The sequence below is a fragment of the Methylobacterium sp. 1973 genome (assembly GCF_040545035.1).
GTDB classification, from domain to species: domain Bacteria; phylum Pseudomonadota; class Alphaproteobacteria; order Rhizobiales; family Beijerinckiaceae; genus Methylobacterium; species Methylobacterium fujisawaense.
This window is the reverse complement of record NZ_JBEPLA010000006.1, coordinates 217293-236732: the sequence shown is the minus strand read 5'-3', so window position 1 is coordinate 236732 and position 19440 is coordinate 217293. Positions and strand designations below refer to the sequence as shown.

General features: G+C 68.0%; 18 protein-coding genes. 11 read left to right on the top strand and 7 right to left on the bottom strand.

Annotated features, from left to right (window positions below; translation table 11 throughout):
- Positions 1 to 125: 125 nt before the first annotated feature.
- The 4 genes from ABIC70_RS14190 to ABIC70_RS14175 form a co-directional block, all read right to left on the bottom strand.
- The gene (locus ABIC70_RS14190) at positions 126 to 419 is read right to left on the bottom strand and encodes a hypothetical protein (RefSeq protein WP_043755719.1); all 294 of its coding nucleotides are present in this window, start codon (positions 417 to 419) and stop codon (positions 126 to 128) included.
- Between the two features lie 249 nt (positions 420 to 668).
- Complete coding sequence (locus ABIC70_RS14185; protein ID WP_111474220.1) at positions 669 to 1526, bottom strand: alpha/beta fold hydrolase; 858 nt, start codon at positions 1524 to 1526, stop codon at positions 669 to 671.
- Between the two features lie 70 nt (positions 1527 to 1596).
- Entirely contained in the window at positions 1597 to 1800 is a 204-nt protein-coding gene (locus tag ABIC70_RS14180) for a hypothetical protein (RefSeq protein WP_043356522.1), read from the bottom strand.
- Positions 1801 to 1901: 101 nt separating this feature from the next.
- Complete coding sequence (locus ABIC70_RS14175) at positions 1902 to 3635, bottom strand: patatin-like phospholipase family protein (RefSeq protein ID WP_354439946.1); 1734 nt, start codon at positions 3633 to 3635, stop codon at positions 1902 to 1904.
- A gap of 216 nt (positions 3636 to 3851) precedes the next feature.
- Here ABIC70_RS14175 and ABIC70_RS14170 point away from each other — a divergent pair, with 216 nt between their 5' ends.
- From ABIC70_RS14170 to mmsB, 4 genes are all read left to right on the top strand, one after another.
- Complete coding sequence (locus ABIC70_RS14170) at positions 3852 to 4601, top strand: SDR family oxidoreductase (RefSeq protein ID WP_043356518.1); 750 nt, start codon at positions 3852 to 3854, stop codon at positions 4599 to 4601.
- A gap of 873 nt (positions 4602 to 5474) precedes the next feature.
- Entirely contained in the window at positions 5475 to 6536 is a 1062-nt protein-coding gene (gene chvE / locus ABIC70_RS14165; protein WP_354439987.1) for a multiple monosaccharide ABC transporter substrate-binding protein, read from the top strand.
- A 101-nt stretch (positions 6537 to 6637) separates the two neighbouring features.
- Positions 6638 to 8173: a multiple monosaccharide ABC transporter ATP-binding protein gene (gene mmsA, locus ABIC70_RS14160; protein WP_279899429.1), complete on the top strand. Its 1536-nt coding sequence runs from the start codon at positions 6638 to 6640 to the stop codon at positions 8171 to 8173.
- Positions 8170 to 9396 carry a multiple monosaccharide ABC transporter permease gene (gene mmsB / locus ABIC70_RS14155; RefSeq protein WP_053609989.1) on the top strand — a complete coding sequence of 409 codons (1227 nt, stop codon included), beginning with the start codon at positions 8170 to 8172 and terminating at the stop codon, positions 9394 to 9396. Before mmsA ends, mmsB begins: the two co-directional genes overlap by 4 nt.
- A 300-nt stretch (positions 9397 to 9696) precedes the next feature.
- On the opposite strand, the gene ABIC70_RS14150 is transcribed toward mmsB, so the two are convergent.
- Positions 9697 to 10668 carry a polyprenyl synthetase family protein gene (locus ABIC70_RS14150; protein WP_043356504.1) on the bottom strand — a complete coding sequence of 324 codons (972 nt, stop codon included), beginning with the start codon at positions 10666 to 10668 and terminating at the stop codon, positions 9697 to 9699.
- A 160-nt stretch (positions 10669 to 10828) separates the two neighbouring features.
- Between ABIC70_RS14150 and mtgA the strand changes: the two genes are divergently transcribed.
- Positions 10829 to 11473: a monofunctional biosynthetic peptidoglycan transglycosylase gene (mtgA, locus tag ABIC70_RS14145; protein WP_043356502.1), complete on the top strand. Its 645-nt coding sequence runs from the start codon at positions 10829 to 10831 to the stop codon at positions 11471 to 11473.
- A 597-nt stretch (positions 11474 to 12070) separates the two neighbouring features.
- On the opposite strand, the gene ABIC70_RS14140 is transcribed toward mtgA, so the two are convergent.
- Positions 12071 to 12304, bottom strand: coding sequence for an antitoxin (locus tag ABIC70_RS14140; RefSeq protein ID WP_354439945.1), 234 nt, complete (start codon positions 12302 to 12304; stop codon positions 12071 to 12073).
- A gap of 155 nt (positions 12305 to 12459) precedes the next feature.
- Between ABIC70_RS14140 and ABIC70_RS14135 the strand changes: the two genes are divergently transcribed.
- Complete coding sequence (locus ABIC70_RS14135; RefSeq protein ID WP_043356500.1) at positions 12460 to 13104, top strand: hypothetical protein; 645 nt, start codon at positions 12460 to 12462, stop codon at positions 13102 to 13104.
- A gap of 32 nt (positions 13105 to 13136) precedes the next feature.
- On the opposite strand, the gene ABIC70_RS14130 is transcribed toward ABIC70_RS14135, so the two are convergent.
- Positions 13137 to 14375 (bottom strand): argininosuccinate synthase, encoded by a 1239-nt coding sequence (locus ABIC70_RS14130; RefSeq protein ID WP_043356498.1) that lies wholly within the window; start codon positions 14373 to 14375, stop codon positions 13137 to 13139.
- A gap of 201 nt (positions 14376 to 14576) precedes the next feature.
- Here ABIC70_RS14130 and ABIC70_RS14125 point away from each other — a divergent pair, with 201 nt between their 5' ends.
- From ABIC70_RS14125 to ABIC70_RS14105, 5 genes are all read left to right on the top strand, one after another.
- A complete protein-coding gene (locus tag ABIC70_RS14125; RefSeq protein ID WP_043383327.1) occupies positions 14577 to 15203 on the top strand; it encodes a 2-hydroxychromene-2-carboxylate isomerase in 627 nt (208 codons plus the stop codon).
- Between the two features lie 107 nt (positions 15204 to 15310).
- On the top strand, positions 15311 to 16000 hold the full coding sequence (locus tag ABIC70_RS14120) for a DsbA family protein (RefSeq protein WP_043356494.1): 690 nt from the start codon (positions 15311 to 15313) through the stop codon (positions 15998 to 16000).
- Positions 16001 to 16217: 217 nt separating this feature from the next.
- Positions 16218 to 16790, top strand: coding sequence for a F0F1 ATP synthase subunit delta (locus tag ABIC70_RS14115; RefSeq protein ID WP_043356492.1), 573 nt, complete (start codon positions 16218 to 16220; stop codon positions 16788 to 16790).
- A gap of 54 nt (positions 16791 to 16844) precedes the next feature.
- A complete protein-coding gene (gene atpA / locus ABIC70_RS14110) occupies positions 16845 to 18377 on the top strand; it encodes a F0F1 ATP synthase subunit alpha (protein ID WP_043383323.1) in 1533 nt (510 codons plus the stop codon).
- Between the two features lie 134 nt (positions 18378 to 18511).
- Positions 18512 to 19402, top strand: coding sequence for a F0F1 ATP synthase subunit gamma (locus ABIC70_RS14105; RefSeq protein ID WP_354439944.1), 891 nt, complete (start codon positions 18512 to 18514; stop codon positions 19400 to 19402).
- The last annotated feature ends 38 nt before the right edge of the window (positions 19403 to 19440 follow it).

Here is a 19440-nt window from a genome sequence, read left to right as displayed (position 1 = left end):
CTCTTAGCAGAGCGTCGACGGCGAATCAGGCCGATCAAGCCGACGCAGCTGGGGAGAAGGCGTATCGCCGGTGGATGGCGCCCGGATCCGACGCACGCAGCGCGGGTCCGAGCGCCATTAGGAACTCAGTGGCGCGGGCCGCCCGTGGTGTTGCCGAGCTGCTGCTGGTAGCCGGGGCGCGACGGATTGCGGGCGTTCGGGTCGCCGTGGCGCATCGTGTTCATGCGCCGCATCCGGCGGTGGTGCCGGGCCGAGTGATGGCGGTGCATGCGGTAATGCCGATGCATCGCAACGGTCTCGACCATATCAGATCCCGCCAGACCGGGCTGCGCCATCGCCGGCGCGGCCTGCGACGCGACGGTTCCGGCCAGAAGGCCACCGAAGACCACACCCGCGGTTAGAAAAGAACGAACAGACATCGTGGAGTAGCTCCGATCAGCTTCTATGAGCCACCAGCTAAGAAACAAGTGATCGTAATGTTCCGGATCAGGGCGTTAAAAATAATACCCGTTCTTTGGACGGCGTGCGGACCGATGCGGCAGCCGTCGCGTCTCCGGGCGGGACGGTGCCGGGATCGGCGATACCCGTCCGTGCATTGATTTCGGCTCTCACCTCAGCCCGGGCGGCGGGCAAGAAGCCGTGTTCGCTCGGTGGTTCAGAACACGGGTTCAGCACAGGAAGGTGCGGAGGTCGGCGCTGACCGAAGCGGGTTCCTCATGCGCCAGCCAGTGGCTGGCCTGCGCGTACCATTGGATGCGCCCCGCGTCGCAGAGAGCGAGACTGGCTTCCGCCAAGCCGGATTGTAGCGCGGTGTCCCGTCGCCCCCAGAGGATCAACGCCGGGACGCGGACCCGGGGCGGCCGCTCCCGGGGAAGTCGCACCAGGGCCCGGTACCAGTTCAGCATGCCGGTCATCGCGTCCGGCTGCAGCCACGCCTCGACGTAGCGGTCGAGGTCGGCCTGCGCGAAGGCGCCGGGGCGGCTTGTGGTCGTCAGCGCGCGGCGCAGGGCCCGGCAGCGATCGGCCGTGAGCAGCCGTTCGGGCAGGTGCGGGATCTGGAACAGGCCGACATAGGTGCTGCGCAGCCATTGGCCCGGATGGTGCCGCATGTAGGTGCCGACCACGGCGGGATGCGGCGCGTTGAGGATCGCCAGCCGGTCGATCCGCTCGGGATGGCGGCTCGCCACCCACCACGCGACGAGGCCGCCCCAATCATGGCCGACCAGGCGGACCGTGGGAGCGCCATAGGCGTCAGCCAGGGCCAGAACGTCGCCTGCCAGACGATCCAGGTGATAGGCGGCGATCCCCGCGGGCTTGTCGCTGAGGCCGTAGCCGCGCTGGTCCGGCGCGATCACCCGCAGACCCGCCTCGGCGAGAGGCCCGATCTGATGGCGCCAGCCGAACCAGAATTCGGGAAAACCGTGCAGCAGGATGGTCGGCGGTCCTGTCTCGGGACCCGCCTCGGCCACGTTCAGGCCCACCTCCGGCAACTCGACCCGGCGCAACCTCACACCCGCGACGGTCATGGTCTCGTGCGCTCCGTCCTGCCCGCCTCGCCGGCGGCGGAAAACGCCTCCGCGTCCAGATCCGATCCGCTCAGAAGCCGAGCGCGCCGCAGGTTTCCGCCTCCGGCGAGAGCTGGTCGCGCAGGCGCTCCGGCGCAGTCCGGGTCCAGAGGCACAGGAGGACGAAGGCGGCCCCGTGCAGCAGGGCGTGCGGTGCGGAGCGATCGTCCGGAGCGGTCCGGTCCCGCTCGGAACCGGTCACGGTGTCGGTCGGAGGCGTCGCAGTGTGGGGCATGGCTCTGATCTCCAAAGGACATCCTGCAGGAGACATCGTCACCGAATGCCCGGAGTTACAGGGCCGAGGGACCCGCGCGTGCGCCGCCGCACGCGGACATCTCAGCGCACCGGGTCCAGCCAGCGCGCGAGCCTCCCGGTCGCAAGGCCGGCGCGGGTTTCCCGGTAGCCGAGTTCCGCCGATTCGCGGAAGCGCGACCAGGCGCGCAGATCGATGCCGGAGAGCTGTGGCTTGAGCACGGCGGTCGCGTGCGCCGCCGCCATCAGGCTCTGAGCGTCGCTCGACACGGTGGCGGCGCGCAGCAGCAGCGGTGCCAGACCCGGCATCGCCAGCGGCGAGCCGATCAGCTTGCGTACGAGCCGGCCGCTCCAGCCGCGCTGCGGAATGTCCTGGAACGCCCGGTCGGTCCCGACATCGACGGCCAGAACCGGTCCGCGCTCCAGCCCGGCGGCGACATCCGCCGGCAGGTTGTTCATCATGCCGCCATCGACCAGGACGCCCTCGTCGCAGAGCACCGGCGGCAGGAGGCCGGGAATCGCGATGCTGGCCCGCAGGGCTTTCGGCAGGTCGCCCGAGCGATGCACCATGGTGCTGCCGGTGGTCAGGTTCGACGAGACGCAGAAGAACGGCAGCCAGAGATCCTCGATGCACACCCCCCCGTAACGCGCCGCGAGACCGGTATCGACCTTGGCGCCGCGGGTCAGGGCGTGCAGCGGCAGCGTGTAGTCGTTGATCGGATTGCTGGTGGCGAAGAACGCCTCGATCTGCGCCTGGATCTCCGCGACGTTCCAGCCCATGGCGAGGCTCGCCGCAATGATCGCGCCCATGCTGGTCCCGCCGACGAAATCCGGCGTGCAGCCAACCTCGTCGAGGGCCTTCAGCACCCCGAGATGGGCCAGCCCGCGCGCTCCGCCCCCGCCGAGGACGAGGCCCCGTGCGGCGCCGCTGGCGAGCCGGGCGAGGCGATGCAGATCGCCCCGATTGCCGTCTCGAAGCTGGATTCGCATCGCGGCAGGCAGGGCGGCGACCTCCGGATGCAGGGGCTTCGGGCGCCGGGCCGCCGGATCCTGGCGGACGACGAGATCCATCCGGATCCAATCGGAGCGGACCCGGTCGAGATAGGCTGCCGCGCCGGGCCGCGGCGGCGCGCCGGGCTCGGCCAGGAGCAGGACGTGGTCGCCGCGCCGCTGGCTCTGCCGGCACCAGGGGCAGTCGATGTCGTGCGCTGCGAAGATCGTGCGCGCATGGCCGCCCTCGAAGGCCTGGAACCAGGCCTCGTCAGCCCCCTCCGGCCAGTCGGTGAGACAGCCGGTTGCGCCGGGCAGCAGGGCGTCGAAGGCCCCGGCGAGTTGCCGCGCAACATGGGCCGGATCGGGCCCCTCCGTCACGGCCAGGATCGTGAAGATTCGCGGCGCATGGTGGACCGAATGGCCATCGTAGATCGCCCGCAGGCGGTCGGCGAGCATCCGGGCGAAGTAGAGGAGCGTGTGCGGATGCTCGGCGATGACCGCCTCGAAGGCATCCCGGGTGAGCCGCAGGAGATGCGAATCGCGCAGGGCCACCACGGTGGCCGCCCGCGGAGCGTCCGACAGCAGGGCCATCTCGCCGAAGGTTTCGGGGGGGCGCAGGCGCGCGATCCGGGTCGGCCGACCGGCGTGGTCGCGGGTTGAGACGCCGACCACGCCGGAGACGAGCGTGTAGAGGGCGTTTCCGGTCTCGCCCTGCTCGAACAGGATCCGGCCACCCGGAACCGCAACCGGCACCATGCGGGCCCGAACGGCCGCGACCGCCGCCGCGTCGAGCCCGACCAGGAACGGGATCTCGGGGGCGCTCACCCTGCCACCGCCGCGGCGATCGTCTGGCGCAGCCCTGGCGACACACTGAGCCCCATCGTTCCGTCCCCCTCCCCGTCCGGCGCGCGACGCGCCACCATAGAGCAGGCGTCCCGTCGCTCCGCACCGTGACCGCGGCGCGCATCTGAAACGCTGATCTCTTCGCGCCGCGCCGGCCATCCGCTACAGGCGGAGCAACGCCGGAACCGGGAGGAACGCATGTCGACGGCTGAGCGAATCGCGATCGTGACCGGGGCTGGGACGGGAGTCGGCAAGGCTGCCGCCCTGGCCCTCGCCGGCGCCGGATGGCGCGTCGTGCTTTCGGGGCGGCGTCGGGAGCCCCTGGACGACGTCGCGGCGCAGATCGGCGACGGGGCTCTCGCGGTGCCCACCGACGTGACCGATCCCGACTCGATCGCCGCCCTGTTCGCCCGCACGCGGGCGGAATTCGGCCGCCTCGACCTGCTGTTCAACAATGCCGGCATCGGCGCCCCGGCGGTTCCGCTGGAGGATCTGCCGCTCGAGACTTGGCGGCAGGTGGTCGATACCAACCTCACCGCCCTGTTCCTGTGCACGCAGCATGCCTTTCGGATCATGCGCGATCAGAATCCCCGGGGCGGCCGGATCATCAACAACGGCTCGATCTCGGCGCACGCGCCCCGGCCGAATTCCATCGCCTACACGGCGACCAAGCACGCCGTGACGGGACTGACCAAGGCGACATCCCTGGATGGGCGCGCCTATGACATCGCCTGCGGACAGATCGACATCGGCAATGCCGACACGCCCATGGGCGGAAAGATGAAGGCCGGTGTCCCGCAGGCGGACGGCTCCCTGCGTGCCGAGGCGGTGATGGATCCCGACCATGTGGGTCAGGCGGTGCTCTCGATGGCGAGCCTGCCGCTGGAGGCCAACGTGCAGTTCATGACGATCATGGCCACCAAGATGCCGTTCGTCGGGCGCGGCTGAGCCGCCCCGGATTCGCGACGGTCGGCCGCCGTCGATGGGCGGCCCCAGTCATGCCGGTGCCGTCCAGGTACGCCTCCTGCGGTGCGTTTGCAGCGCTACGCCCAGAACTGACCGGACATGGTCGCGCCGGTCGCCCCGCGGCCCCATGGTCGAGCCTCGTTCCAGGGGCGGATCGCCATCGCGGCCGCCGGAACGTCGCTGATCACGCGAAGCACGCACAGCGCGTTGCGCATGAAGGCGACCCCTGAATCGATCCGGCGAGCCGGCCGGGCCGATCACGTCGTCGCAATCTTCCCCTGTCCGGTCGGGATGCCGCCCAGCACGGCGACAGCGAAGCGGTGACCCCGACAGGCGACCTCGTCGTGTCCGATGGTCGCCCGATCGTGGCCGAGAGGCGGCCGTCAGCGCCCTGACACTCGACCTGCCGCGCATGGCTCTCGCGCCCGTCAAAGCCACGTATTTTTGACGCGCAAAGCCAGGCGGGCCGATTGACGGCCCAATTCATAACTCATACAAATCGGTCACGAAAAACGGGTTGGATGCAGCCAATTCCATAGGAGAGGAGATAGCGCGTCTCGCGCGCTGACGTCGGCGGTTCCGGGAGGCGACGTTCCGAAGAGCCCGATGTCCAGTTTAAAAGTCTCAATGGTCCCGGCGAATAGATATGTGCAGCCGTTTCTCGCGCCACATGTCGGCTGTATCGCAGTGGATGGCCGGGTGCATCAGCGTTTGTACCAATAAAACGGTTCGTTGAGTTTGTATTTCGCGATCTCGGCAAAGCGAGATCGTCAATTTGATCGGATAAATATAACTATAAGAATGGGGAAAATCATGATCGTCAAGCAGTGGATTTCCGGGATAGCCAAGAAGAAATTGCGCTCTGGACCGTCAATCCTGAGTGCTGCGCTTCTGGGGGTGCTCGCCGTGACATCAACACAGGCCGCGGGCAGCGATCCCATCGGTGTCGCCATGCCGACGAAATCCTCCCAGCGCTGGATCGACGACGGCAACAACATCGTCCGATTGCTGAAGGCCAAAGGCTACAAACCCGACCTGCAATACGCGGACGACGACATCCCGACGCAGCTCGCCCAGATCGAGAACATGCTCACCAAGGGGGCAAAGATCTTGGTGGTCGCCTCCATCGACGGCACGACCCTGAGTGATGTCCTGGCCAAGGCGCATGAACGGGGCGTCACGGTCATCGCCTATGACCGGCTGATCAAGGGAACGCCGAACGTTGATTACTATGCGACTTTCGACAACTATAAGGTAGGCGTTCAGCAGGCCACGTCGATTGTCGACGCCCTCGGACTGAAGGAGGGCAAGGGGCCCTTCAACATCGAGCTGTTCGGCGGTTCGCCCGACGACAATAACGCTTACTTTTTCTACGACGGCGCCCTGTCGGTGCTGAAACCCTACCTGGATTCGAAGAAGCTCGTGGTCCGCTCGGGCCAGTTCGGCATGGACAAGGTCTCGATCCTGCGGTGGGATCCGGCGACTGCCCAGGCCCGGATGGATAACCTGCTCTCGGCCTATTACGGCACCGCGCATCTCGATGCCGTGCTGTCGCCCTATGACGGCATCTCCACGGCCATCCTCTCCTCGGTGAAGAGCGTGGGCTACGGGTCCGGCGGTGTGACGTTGCCGGTGGTCAGCGGCCAGGATGCCGAGCTGCAATCGGTCAAGTCGATCATCGCGGGCGAGCAGACGGCCACGATCTTCAAGGACACCCGGGATCTGGCGAAAGTGACGGTGGCGATGATCGACGCCATCGAGGCTGGCCAGCAGCCCGAGGTCAACGACGTGAAGACCTACAACAACGGCAAGAAGATCGTCCCGTCCTACCTGCTGACGCCGGTGATCGTCACCAAGGCCAACTGGAAATCGGCCCTCGTCGATACGGGCTACTACACCCTCGACCAGCTCAAGTGATCGAAGCCTGGCCGGAGCCCGCCGGCTCCGGCGATTCCCATCCTCGCGCCGCACGAGCCGGCGCGGGGGCCGAAGGTGCAGTCCGAGCTGGTAGGCGTCGCATGCAGCCCGTCCTCGAAATGCGGGGAATCTCCAAGACCTTCCCCGGCGTGAAGGCCCTCGACGACGTCAACCTCACCGTCGAGCCCGCCGAGATCCTCGCCCTCGTTGGCGAGAACGGTGCCGGGAAATCGACGCTGATGAAGGTTCTGAGCGGCGTCTATCCCCACGGATCCTACGCGGGCTGCATCACCTATGAGGGCCGGCCCGGCCAGTTCCGGAACATCTCCGACAGCGAGCGCCTCGGAATCGTCATCATCCACCAGGAACTGGCCCTGGTCCCCTATCTGTCGATCGCCGAGAACATCTTCCTCGGCAACGAGCCGGCCCGCTTCGGGATCATCGACCGGGGCCGGGTTTCCGCCCGGGCGCGTGAGCTGATGGCGATGGTGGGCCTCGATGAGAGCCCCGACACCCTCGTCACCCATCTCGGTGTCGGCAAGCAGCAACTCGTGGAGATCGCCAAGGCGCTCTCCAAGGAGGTCAAGCTGCTGATCCTCGATGAGCCGACTGCGAGCCTCAGCGAGACGGACAGCGAAGCCCTGCTGCGGCTTCTGCTGCGCTTCAAGGCGCAGGGCATCGCCTCGATCCTGATCTCCCACAAGCTCAACGAGATCGCGAAGGTGGCCGACCGGATTACCGTCCTGCGCGACGGCACCACCGTCGAGACCCTCGACTGCCGCAGCGGCGCGGTCGACGAGGACCGCATCATCCGGGCCATGGTCGGTCGCACGCTGGAGCACCGCTATCCGGTGCGGACGCCGCGAATCGGCGACCTTCTGATGGAGGTCTGCGGCTGGACCGTTCACCACCCGCTTCACGGCGATCGCGCGGTGGTGCGCGACGTCAGCCTGACCCTGCGCAGGGGCGAAATCGTCGGGATCGCCGGCCTGATGGGCGCGGGCCGAACGGAACTCGCCATGAGCCTCTTCGGCCGCTCCTACGGTCAGGGCGTCCGCGGCAACGTCCGGATCGACGGCGCCGAAGTCGACGTCTCGACGATCGACCGGGCGATCGCTGCGGGCATCGCCTATGTGACCGAGGACCGCAAGCAGCTCGGGCTCGTGCTGGGCGAAGACATCGCCCGGAACACGACCTTGGCGAACCTTCCCGAAATCTCGACCGCGACGGTGATCGACGAGGAGGCCGAGCAGCGGGTCGCCGGCGGCTATCGCACCAAGATGCGCATCCGCTCCTTCGGGGTGACGCAGCAGACCGTCAATCTGTCCGGCGGCAACCAGCAGAAGGTCGTGCTGAGCAAGTGGCTGTTCACCCAGCCCAAGGTGCTGATCCTCGACGAGCCGACCCGGGGCATCGATGTCGGCGCCAAGTACGAAATCTACAGCATCATCAACGAACTGGCCGACGACGGGCGCGGTGTCCTGATGATCTCTTCGGAGATGCCGGAGCTGCTCGGCCTCTGCGACCGCATCTACGTCATGAACGAGGGACGCTTCGTCGCCGAGTTCTCGCGCGCCGAGGCCAGCCAGGAAGCGATCATGCGCGCGATCATGCGCTCCAAGGGCCTGAACGGATGACCGACATCACGATGAGCAAGTCCATGCTTCCCGGCGGCGACGTTGGCGGCGACACGGCCGCAAGCGAGCCGCGGGGCCGACGCGGCCGGCTGCCGATGGCGCAGTTGCGGACCTACGGGCTGCTCTTCGCGCTGGCGGTGATCACGGTGTTCTTCGAAGTCGCCACCGGCGGCGTCCTGTTCCAGCCGCTGAACCTGACGAACCTCATCCTGCAGAACAGCTACGTCGTCGTGATGGCGCTCGGGATGCTGCTCGTCATCGTGGCCGGCCACATCGATCTGTCGATCGGATCCGTGGTCGGCTTCGTCGGCGCGCTCGCAGCGCTGTTGATGGTCCGCTTCGGTTTCGACCCGCTCTCCGCCTCCGTGCTGTGCCTCGCGGTCGGCGCGGTCATCGGCGGATTGCAGGGCTACTTCGTGGCCTATCTCGCCATACCGAGCTTCATCGTCACCCTGTCCGGAATGATGGTGTTTCGAGGCCTGACCCAGGTGCTGCTGCAGGGCACCTCCATCGGCCCCTTTCCGGAGGTGTTCCAGCTGCTGGCCAAGGGCTTCCTCTCCAACTTCGCCGGACCCGCGACGTCCCTCCTGATCGCGCTTGTCTTCGTCGCCTCGCTGGTCGGTTTGAACTGGCGGCGGCGGCAGGCGCAGGTGAGGACCGGAGAGGCGGCGCAGAGCTTGGCGAGCTTCATCGGCCGCAACGGTGTCACCGCCGTCCTCATCCTTGCCTTCGCGTGGCAGATGAGTGCCTATCGGGGCCTGCCCAACGTCCTGCTCGTCCTGCTGGCGCTGGTGATGCTCTACGGCTTCGTCACCACGCGGACGACGATCGGGCGCCGGATCTATGCGCTGGGCGGCAATATCAAGGCAGCCCGCCTCTCCGGCATCAAGACCGAGCGCCTCACCTTCCTGACCTTTGCCAATATGGGTGCGCTCGCCGGCCTCGCCGGCATGATCTTCGTCGCCCGGCTCAACACCGCGAACTCGAAGGCCGGCGTCGGCTTGGAGCTCGACGTGATCGCGGCTTGCTTCATTGGCGGCGCCTCGGCGGCCGGCGGCATCGGCAAGGTGTCGGGCGTGGTGATCGGCGCGTTCATCATCGGCATCATGAACAACGGCATGTCGATCCTGGGAATCGGCGTCGACTGGCAGCAGGTGATCAAGGGCGTCGTACTGCTCGCCGCCGTGTGCCTGGATGTCCACAACAAGAACAACCGGCTATGAACAGCCGGTCCGCGCCGCGACAGACCGAGACCGGACCACGTCCGCGCAAGCGGCGATCGGCCCGCGCGGGTCCGCTTCCCCCGCATCCGAATGGAACGGTGCCGCTCTGTGCCGGCGCGCTGCGGGCGCAAGGCCCGCAGCTCCACGGGTACCCACGTCCCGCAGGACTGTGCCGCCGTGCTGCTCTCGCGGTGGCGCGTTGGGCCGACGAAGCCGCCGCGCCTGAGCCGGGGGCTTCACCCGTCCGGCCTTCCTCGGCCCCCCGGATCGAACCGACAGGGGACGGTACTGCTGAAACGCTCAGGTCTTGCGCGCCACCGTGAAGCGGGCGGCGTCCCGCAGGATGCGTGCGCCCTCGCCCCAAGACGAGACCGCGTCCTCGCAGACGCCGACGAGGCGGTCGCATTCGGCGCGCGCGCCGTCGATGCCGAGACGATCGACCAGCGTCGCCTTGCCGGCATCCTTGTCCTTGCCGGTGGCCTTGCCCATGGCCTCCGGCGAGGCCTCCCGGTCGAGGATGTCGTCGGCGATCTGGAAGGCCTGGCCCAGGGCGAGGCCGTAGCGCAGCAGGGCGGCCCGCTGGCTCTCGTCGGCGCCCCCGACGATTGCGCCGGCCTCGACCGAGAAGGCCAGGATCGCCCCGGTCTTCATCGCCTGCATCCGCAGGGTGTCGTCCACGTCCATGTTGGCAACGCCGAACCGGCCCTCGGCGGTGAGGTCGAGAAGCTGGCCGCCGACCATGCCGCCCAGGCCCGAGGCACGGGCAAGGCCGAGGACGAGGTCGGCGCGGATCCGCGCCTCCGGCTGCCAGGTCGGATCGGCCACGATCTCGAAGGCCAAAGTCTGCAGGGCGTCGCCGACCAGGATGGCGGTGGCTTCGTCATAGGCCTTGTGCACCGTCGGTTTGCCGCGGCGCATGTCGTCATCGTCCATAGCCGGCAGATCGTCGTGGACGAGACTGTAGCAATGGATCAGCTCGACCCCCGCCCCGGCGGCGAGGGCCGCAGCTTCGGATCCGCCCAGCATCCGCGCCGTCTCGATGGCGAGGAACGGCCGCAGCCTCTTGCCGCCGCCGAGCACCGCGTGGCGCATGGCCTCCATCAGGCGGGACGGCCGTGCGATCTCGCCGGGGCCGACGTCCGGTCCGAGGCGCTCGACCAGGAAGGTCTCGACCTTCCCGGCGACCTCCGTCAACCTGTGGGTAAAATCGACGGCTGGCGTGCCTGCCTTGACCGAACCGGTCGGTGCCTGCGTTGAGGGGGTCGGGGTCATCGGGCGCTACGTCCGGTCCTGGCCTTAGAAACCAATCGAGCGTCAGTTGAGCGGGAACGAACTCACGGTGGATGGGGCGGGACGCAGGCGAGAGACGGCAGGTCGTGACCTTCCGCTCGCGCGCCCGCGGCGCTCCCGCCCGGTCCGCCGGATCGTCGGGATGCTGCTCCTGCTCCCCGCGATCGGATTCGTCCTCACGCTGACGTTGGCGCTCGTCTATAGCGCGGTGATGCCGCCGTCGACCCTGATGCTCGGGCGGTGGTTGACGCTTCAACCGGTGAGCCGCGATCCGGTCCCGCTCTCGGGCATCGCGCCCGTCCTGCCGCTGGCGGTGATCGCCTCCGAGGATCAGCGCTTCTGCCTCGATCACGGCGTCGATTTCGGCGCGATCCGCGACGTGGTCGACGATGAGGATTCGCCGAGCCGCGGCGCCTCGACCATCGCCATGCAGACGGTCAAAAACGTCTTCCTGTGGCCGGGCCGGTCCTACATCCGCAAGGCGGTCGAGATCCCGCTGGCGCTGGCGCTCGACACGCTCTGGGGCAAGCGCCGGATGATGGAGATCTACCTCAACGTCGCCGAGTGGGGCGACGGTATCTACGGGGCGCAGGCGGCGAGCCGGCACTGGTTCGGCAAGGACGCGAGCCGGCTGACCCGGAACGAGGCCGCCCTCCTCGCCGCCGTCCTGCCCAATCCGATCACCCGCAGCGCCGGTCGCCCCTCTCCGGGCGTGCGCCGCCGCGCAGCGCGGATCCAGGCCATGATGGGTCAGATCGATGGGCTCACCGGCTGCGTGCGGCGGTAGCGGCCCGGTCCCGGTCAGGGGCGCGATCGTCGGCTGTCCCGGGGCCGCCGCTGACGGGACGGATGCCTGGCCAACAGCGGGTGAGCTTCAGTCGTGCGGATCCGGCTGAGTCCAGAGCCCCGGACCGAGCGTTGCGGCATCGTCCGTGCCGTGCGCCCGGACAGCCGCGCCGTCCGCAATCGGCGCGAGTCCGCAATCCGGTCTTCAGCGGCGGCGGATCGAACCATAGCCGATCCCGCTTTCAATCCGGGCGCGCTGCGTGCCCGTCTGAAGTCCGAAGGGTTCGCGCCGGGCGCGTCACTTTGTGTAAAGTACGCGTTGCGGGGCGTGCCGCCCCGCTGCAGCTCGGCGCGAACGTGTCCACAATCGGCCGCTGCCTTGTCGGCGAAGGGCGCTGCCTCGCGCCGCGCAACGAAATGCGTGATCGCCGTCCGACGCTCAGCTTGGCGTGAGAATTTCCCGCGTCGTACGGGTACTTCCCCGGCGTAAGCTCAAGATAAGGAATTGCTACGCCATTATATTGAGTTGATATTATGCGGCGAGCAATATGACATTGCGGCTTTAATGCAAATATTTTTATCGCAAATATCCCAAAAATCAGAAAATCTTATGCCAATCCGTGGGCAGGTTCTCGCGTTCTGTAATCGATTCGTCGCCGGCGCGCGGATCATGCCGAAACAGATCTTTCCACTGGTGCCCCTCCGGCACAATCGCCCGCGAACGCCCGATCTCCACGATATCGGCCGGATGGACGTCGGCCGGAACTGTGCCCGCTTTCACGAGGCGAACGGCGTGGCTGCGATCGCTGGTGAGGACCGTTGAGCGGATCATACGCGGAGCCGCCTTCGCAGAGTTGGGAGAGCCGCTTGGTACATCCCTCGGCCGGACCTGCTCACTCAAAGAGCATCGGGGTCGGCAGCGGTAGCAACGGCCGAATCCGGTCTGTAAGAGGAGCGTCACCCCCTGAGGACGCGGACCCACACACGATGAGCGATGCCGTCTACGACCTGAGCCTGGAGCGCATCGCCCTGATCCGCCGGATGGTCGTTGCCTGGGATGGCGCCGAGCCCGGGGCGCCGACCGTTCACCCGGCGGCGCCCTATGGCAGCCTGGATCGCGACGGCGACATCGCCAACGTCACCGGGGACGACGAGGGCGCCGAGGAGGAGCACCGGTCGCTCGAGGACGGCCTCGCCGTCTTCGTTCAGAACGCGCAGCTGAAGCCAGGTCGATACCAGTACCACAATGGCTTGGCGAAGCTCGATCCGGGCGCGGTCGGTGACGTTTTCCGGGATGCGGCGACCGGCGAGACGCCGGATGTCATCACCTTCGCGGTGACTCCGGAGCACCTTGCCTTGATCCCCCGGCTCAACGTCGGCTGGAACGCGGCGCAGGGTGTTCCGCACGTCGACCCGCAGCGGCCCTACGGCGAAGACGCCTCCTACACCGCCGCCATGACACGCCATCTCGCCGCGGTGGCCGGGGCGGCCGCGAACGACGACGACGATTCGGAGGCGCGGCTGGTGCGCCTCCATCGCGAGCTGCAGCCGGCCCTGCAGATCTTCCTGCGCTACGCCGATCTCGGGCCCGGCGCCTTCCGGCGGTCGGCTGCGGGCTGGCAGCCCGCCTGACGCGCTGCGGCGTCGGCGGGCCCCGGCGAGCCTCAGCCCTCGCGCTTCTTGCGCTGTGCCAGGGTGCGCAGCCGGAGCGCGTTGAGCTTGATGAAGCCCGCCGCGTCGCGGTGATCGTAGGCGACGGCGCCTTCCTCGAAGGTCACGAGATCCTGGTCGTAGAGCGAGTGCGGGCTCTCGCGGCCGATCACGTGGACGCCGCCCTTGTAGAGCTTCAGCCGCACCGTACCGGTGACCTTCTCCTGGCTCTTGTCGATCAGCGCCTGGAGCATCTCGCGCTCCGGCGAGAACCAGAAGCCGTTGTAGATCAGCTCCGCGTATTGCGGCATGAGCTGGTCCTTCAGGTGCGCGGCGCCGCGATCGAGGGTGATCGATTCGATGGCGCGGTGCGCCGGCAGCAGGATCGTACCGCCCGGTGTCTCGTACATGCCGCGGCTCTTCATGCCGACGAAGCGGTTCTCCACGAGGTCGAGCCGGCCGATGCCGTTGGCGCGGCCGAGTTCGTTGAGCTTCGCCAGCAGGTTCGCGGGCGACAGCGCCTCCCCGTCGATCGAGACCGCGTCGCCGCGCTCGAAGCCGATCGTGACGACGGTCGGCTGGTCGGGGGCCTCCTCGGGGGAGAGAGTGCGCGAGTAGACGTAGTCCGGCACCTCGATCGCCGGATCCTCCAGCACCTTGCCTTCGGATGAGGCGTGCAGGAGGTTCGCGTCCACCGAGAAGGGGCTCTCGCCACGCTTGTCCTTGGCGATCGGGATCTGGTGCTGCTCGGCGAAAGCGATGAGCTGCTCACGGGAGCGCAGGTCCCACTCGCGCCAGGGCGCGATCACCGTCACATCCGGCTTCAGGGCGTAATAGCCGAGTTCGAAGCGGACCTGATCGTTCCCCTTCCCGGTCGCTCCGTGGCAGACCGCGTCGGCTCCGACCCTCTCGGCGATCTCGATCTGCTTCTTGGCGATCAGCGGCCGGGCGATCGAAGTGCCGAGCAGGTAGACGCCCTCGTAGACGGCGTTCGCCCGGAACATCGGGAAGACGTAATCGCGGACGAACTCCTCGCGCAGATCCTCGATGAAGATGTTCTCGGGCTTGATGCCCAGCAGCTCCGCCTTGCGGCGGGCCGGCTCCAGCTCCTCCCCCTGGCCGAGATCGGCCGTGAAGGTCACGACCTCGCAGCCGTAGGTGGTCTGCAGCCACTTCAGGATGATCGATGTGTCGAGGCCGCCGGAATAGGCCAGCACGACCTTCTTCACGGGGCTCTTCGCGGGAACGGACATGCGACTTCCGGAACTGAGGCGGGGCGTCAGCGGCTTATCGCGGGTGTCACCGGCCTGCAACCGGCGCGCCGTCTCGCGCGTAGCTCTGATGGCGAGAGATCGGCCGCGTTTCGCCTCACGGTGGCCTTGCGGCCGTGCGAGAAATGGCGCGGGCGTTGCCAGTCGTCATCGCCGCAAGAGTGCATCGGAGAAGCGAAGTCTATGGCGCGCCAGCCAATTTTGGAGTTCTGGTACGAATTCGCCTCCACCTACTCCTACCTCGCCGCGATGCGCGTCGAGGCGGCGGCGTCCGAGGCGGGCGTGGCGATCCGGTGGCGCCCGTTCCTGGTCGGGCCGCTCTTCGCGGCGCAGGGCTGGACGACCTCGCCCTTCAATCTCTACCCGGCCAAGGGCAAGAACATGTGGCGGGACGTCGAGCGCGAGGCTGCACGGCTCGGCCTGCCGCCGGTGACGCGCCCCGCGCAGTTTCCGCAGAACAGCCTCAGTGCCGTGCGGGTGGCGATCCTGGGCCAGGACCAGGACTGGCTCGTGCCGTTCTCGAAGGCGGTGTTCACCGCGAGTTTCGCCGAGGGCCGCTCGATCGCGGAGCCCGCGGCCGTGGCCCAGATCGTCGATTCGCTCGGGCTCGACGGGACCCAGACCGTGCGCGCCGCCGCCGCGGAGGCCAACAAGACGAAGCTGCGGGTCAGCGTCGAGGAGGCGCGGTCCCGTGGGATCTACGGGGCGCCCACGTTCCTGGCCGATGATGGCGAGTTGTTCTGGGGCAATGACCGCCTGGAGCAGGCGCTGGCCTGGGCGACCGGCGACCGGCCGAAGGGGCTGCGGTAGCGCCACCGTCACGCCGATACGCCATCAAACCGACTCGCCTCCCTGGTTCTGGTCCGGCTCCGCTTCGGCGCGACCGGAGCGGGACCCCGATGCCCTGGACGTGTCCCATGCCTGTTTCCCGTCGCCTGATCCTCGCCGCCGCCGGCATCCTGCTGGGTTCGGGTTTCGGGCGGGCGGCTGCGCAATCCTATGGCCAGCGCGTCGCGGTCACGGGCGATGACGGCAAGGCGGTGGCGAACTCGATCCTGCCGGGCGAGATCACCGGGCAGATTCCGGCCTTGCGCGGGGTCACCTACGTGGGACCGCGGGACGCCGCGACCACGCTCTACGAATTCTTCGACTTCAACTGCCCGTATTGCCGGAAGGCCGCCGCCGACGTGGTCGCTCTGCATGCCGGCGACGCGGACCTGCGCATCGGGCTTGTCCACAACCCGATCCTGTCGCCGCAATCGGCTCAGGCCGCCAAGGTGATGCTGGCCGTGCAGCGCAAGCTCGGCTCGGACGCCGCCTGGCGCTTCTATCAGACGCTGCTCGGCAAGCCCGGCCGCATCGACGGGCCCGGGGCGCTCGCCGCCGCGGCCGCGCTGGGGATCCCCCAGGCGGAGGTCGAGGCGATCGCCGACAGCGAGGAGGTGCGCGCGGCACTCAAGAGCCAGATGCGCATGGCGGCGGATCTCGGCCTCTACGCGACGCCCTCCTACGTGCTCGGTAACAACGGCATCCTCGGCCATCCGGGCGCGCGCGCCATGGCGCAGATGATCGCGAGCGTCCGGCGCTGCGACCGGCTCGCCTGCTGAGGCAGCTCCGGCGTCACACTTCCGCCGTCGTCACGCGCTGCGCGGTGCGCCTGCCGTGTTGCGTGCGGCCATGCTGGCATGCTAGGCGGTCGCCGCGCCGCGAGGACAGGTCTTGACCCTGTCCGTTGCCGGCACGATCCCACGTCCCGAACGGTCACGCACCGCGCTCCTGCCGGAGCGCGCGGAGCGGGCGGGCAACCAGAGAAGAGAGCGACGGGTGGCGCAGAACGGTTCCGAGGCTGGTCCCCTGGTCGCAGGCGTGGCGGGCCGGTACGCTTCCGCCCTGTTCGAGCTCGCGCGCGACGAGCGCCAGGTCGACGCGGTCGCCCAATCCCTCAATCAATTCGACACGCTGCTGAAGGAGAGCGCGGATCTCCGCCGCCTCATCCGCAGCCCGGTCTTCAGCGCCGAGGAGCAGGCAGCCGCCATCGGCGCCGTGCTCGAAAAGGCGGAAATCGGCGGTCTCGCCGGCAACTTCATCCGCCTCGCGGCCGCGAACCGGCGGCTCTTCGCCCTCCCGGACATGATCAGCGCCTTCCGGAGTCTGGTTCAGGATTCGAAGGGGATCGTCCGCGCCCAGGTGCGGGTGGCCGAGAAGCCCTCCGACGCGGTGATCGAGGAGATCAAGGCGTCGCTGCGCGACATCGCGAAGGCCGAGGTCGACGTCGATCTCGTGGTCGATCCCAGCCTGATCGGCGGCCTCGTCGTGAAGATGGGCTCGCGCATGGTCGACGCCTCCCTCAAGACCAAGCTCAACGGTATCCGCCTCGCGATGCGGGCCGCGCGCTAAGCGCCCCCATCCGATCCGAACACGCATAGACGCATCAGCGACAGAGGCCCGAGTATGGACATCCGCGCCGCCGAGATCTCCGCGATCCTGAAAGAGCAGATCAAGAACTTCGGCGAGGAAGCCGAGGTCTCCGAGGTCGGGCAGGTCCTGTCCGTCGGCGACGGCATCGCCCGCGCCTACGGCCTCGACAACGTCCAGGCCGGCGAGATGGTCGAGTTCGAGTCGGGCGTGCGCGGCATGGCCCTGAACCTCGAGCAGGACAACGTCGGCATCGTGATCTTCGGCTCCGACCGCGAGATCAAGGAAGGCCAGACCGTCAAGCGGACTGGCGCCATCGTGGACGTGCCGGTGGGCAAGGGCCTGCTCGGCCGAGTGGTCGACGCCCTCGGTAACCCGATCGACGGTAAGGGCCCGATCGTCTCCACCGAGCGTCGCCGCGTCGACGTGAAGGCTCCTGGCATCATCCCGCGCAAGTCGGTGCACGAGCCGATGGCCACGGGCCTGAAGGCGATCGATGCCCTGATCCCGGTGGGCCGCGGCCAGCGCGAGCTGATCATCGGCGACCGCCAGACCGGCAAGACCGCCATCGCCCTGGACACGATCCTGAACCAGAAGCCCGGCCATGCCGCCGGCGGCGACGAGAAGGCGAAGCTCTTCTGCATCTACGTCGCCATCGGCCAGAAGCGCTCGACGGTGGCCCAGTTCGTGAAGGTGCTGGAGGACCAGGGTGCCCTGGAATACTCCATCGTCATCGCAGCCACGGCGTCCGACGCGGCCCCGATGCAGTTCATCGCGCCGTTCGCCGGCTGCGCCATGGGCGAGTACTTCCGCGACAACGGCATGCACGCCGTGATCGTGTATGACGATCTCTCCAAGCAGGCCGTGGCCTACCGCCAGATGTCGCTGCTGCTCCGCCGCCCGCCGGGCCGCGAGGCCTATCCGGGCGACGTGTTCTACCTCCACAGCCGCCTGCTGGAGCGCGCCGCCAAGATGGGCGACGCCGCCGGCAACGGCTCGCTGACCGCGCTGCCGGTCATCGAGACCCAGGCCAACGACGTCTCGGCCTACATCCCGACCAACGTGATCTCGATCACCGACGGCCAGATCTTCCTCGAAACCGACCTGTTCTACCAGGGCATCCGCCCGGCGGTGAACGTGGGCCTCTCGGTGTCGCGGGTGGGCTCCTCGGCTCAGACCAAGGCGATGAAGAAGGTCGCCGGCAAGATCAAGGGCGAGCTCGCGCAGTACCGCGAGATGGCCGCCTTCGCGCAGTTCGGCTCGGATCTCGACGCCTCCACCCAGGCGCTCCTGAACCGCGGCTCGCGGCTCACCGAGCTCCTGAAGCAGCCGCAGTTCTCGCCGCTGAAGATGGAAGAGCAGGTCGCGGTGATCTACGCCGGCGTGAACGGCTATCTGGACAAGATGCCGGTCAGCAAGGTCCGCCCGTTCGAGGACGCGCTGCTCAGCACGCTCCGCTCGAAGCACAAGGACCTGCTCGACTCCATCGCCGCCTCCAAGGACCTGTCGGACGAAAACGCCGGCAAGCTGAAGAGCGTCGTCGAGAGCGTCGCCAAGTCGATCGGCTGATGTGAGGCCCCTCCCCGCGGGGAGGGATCTTGGGTGGTGCAGGGGGATTGCGATCCGCGCTGCACCGCCCGAACTTCCGGCTCCTTCCCGCCGAGGGAAGGAGAGGCCCATAGAACGGACCTGGACCTCACCCGATGGCGAGTTTGAAGGACCTGCGCAACCGCATCACCTCGGTGAAGGCGACGCAGAAGATCACCAAGGCCATGCAGATGGTCGCCGCCGCCAAGCTGCGCCGTGCGCAGATGGCCGCCGAGGCGGGCCGTCCCTATGCCGAGAAGATGTCGGCCGTGCTCGGCAATCTCGCGGGTAGCCTCGTCGGCGGCGTCGGCGCCCCGCGGCTCCTGTCCGGGACCGGCTCCGAGCAGACGCACCTGCTCGTCGTGTGCACGGGCGACCGCGGCCTCGCCGGCGCCTTCAACTCGTCGATCGTCCGCCTCGCGGTGCGCGAATACGCGCAGAAGCTCGCCGCCGAGGGCAAGACCGTCAAGATCATGACGGTCGGCAAGAAGGGCCTCGACGCGCTGCGGCGGCAGTACCGCGACCAGATCGTCGAGAGCATGGACATCCGTGGCAACCGCCCGGTGGATTACGAGTTCGCGGCCGGGATCGCCGACAAGATCCTGACCCGCTTCGAGAACGGCGAGTTCGACGTCGCGACCCTGTTCTACTCCGAGTTCCGCTCGGTCATCTCGCAGATCCCGACCGCGCAGCGCCTGATCCCCGCGGAGCTGCCCGCGGTCGACACGACCGCGAAGGCTGCGGCCGGCAACGCCGCGCTGGAGTTCGAGCCCTCCGAGGAGGCGATCCTCGAGACGCTGCTGCCGAAGAACCTGACGGTGCAAATCTACCGGGCGCTCCTGGAGAACGCCGCCTCCGAGCAGGGCGCGCGCATGAGCGCCATGGATTCGGCCACCCGCAACGCGGGCGAGATGATCAAGAAGCAGACGCTGATCTACAACCGGACGCGTCAGGCCATGATCACCAAGGAACTCATCGAGATCATCTCGGGTGCGGAAGCCCTCTGAGGCTCCGCCACCTGAACGCACAGCTTGAAGGGTAGGTT

Bases quoted from the DNA above. Each gene is read 5' to 3' on its own strand.
- ABIC70_RS14190 (WP_043755719.1), bottom strand. From the start codon at position 419: ATGTCTGTTCGTTCTTTTCTAACCGCGGGTGTGGTCTTCGGTGGCCTT.
- ABIC70_RS14185 (WP_111474220.1), bottom strand. From the start codon at position 1,526: ATGACCGTCGCGGGTGTGAGGTTGCGCCGGGTCGAGTTGCCGGAGGTG.
- ABIC70_RS14180 (WP_043356522.1), bottom strand. From the start codon at position 1,800: ATGCCCCACACTGCGACGCCTCCGACCGACACCGTGACCGGTTCCGAG.
- ABIC70_RS14170 (WP_043356518.1), top strand. From the start codon at position 3,852: ATGTCGACGGCTGAGCGAATCGCGATCGTGACCGGGGCTGGGACGGGA.
- mmsA (WP_279899429.1), top strand. From the start codon at position 6,638: ATGCAGCCCGTCCTCGAAATGCGGGGAATCTCCAAGACCTTCCCCGGC.
- mmsB (WP_053609989.1), top strand. From the start codon at position 8,170: ATGACCGACATCACGATGAGCAAGTCCATGCTTCCCGGCGGCGACGTT.
- ABIC70_RS14150 (WP_043356504.1), bottom strand. From the start codon at position 10,668: ATGACCCCGACCCCCTCAACGCAGGCACCGACCGGTTCGGTCAAGGCA.
- mtgA (WP_043356502.1), top strand. From the start codon at position 10,829: ATGCTGCTCCTGCTCCCCGCGATCGGATTCGTCCTCACGCTGACGTTG.
- ABIC70_RS14140 (WP_354439945.1), bottom strand. From the start codon at position 12,304: ATGATCCGCTCAACGGTCCTCACCAGCGATCGCAGCCACGCCGTTCGC.
- ABIC70_RS14135 (WP_043356500.1), top strand. From the start codon at position 12,460: ATGAGCGATGCCGTCTACGACCTGAGCCTGGAGCGCATCGCCCTGATC.
- ABIC70_RS14130 (WP_043356498.1), bottom strand. From the start codon at position 14,375: ATGTCCGTTCCCGCGAAGAGCCCCGTGAAGAAGGTCGTGCTGGCCTAT.
- ABIC70_RS14125 (WP_043383327.1), top strand. From the start codon at position 14,577: ATGGCGCGCCAGCCAATTTTGGAGTTCTGGTACGAATTCGCCTCCACC.
- ABIC70_RS14120 (WP_043356494.1), top strand. From the start codon at position 15,311: ATGCCTGTTTCCCGTCGCCTGATCCTCGCCGCCGCCGGCATCCTGCTG.
- atpA (WP_043383323.1), top strand. From the start codon at position 16,845: ATGGACATCCGCGCCGCCGAGATCTCCGCGATCCTGAAAGAGCAGATC.
- ABIC70_RS14105 (WP_354439944.1), top strand. From the start codon at position 18,512: ATGGCGAGTTTGAAGGACCTGCGCAACCGCATCACCTCGGTGAAGGCG.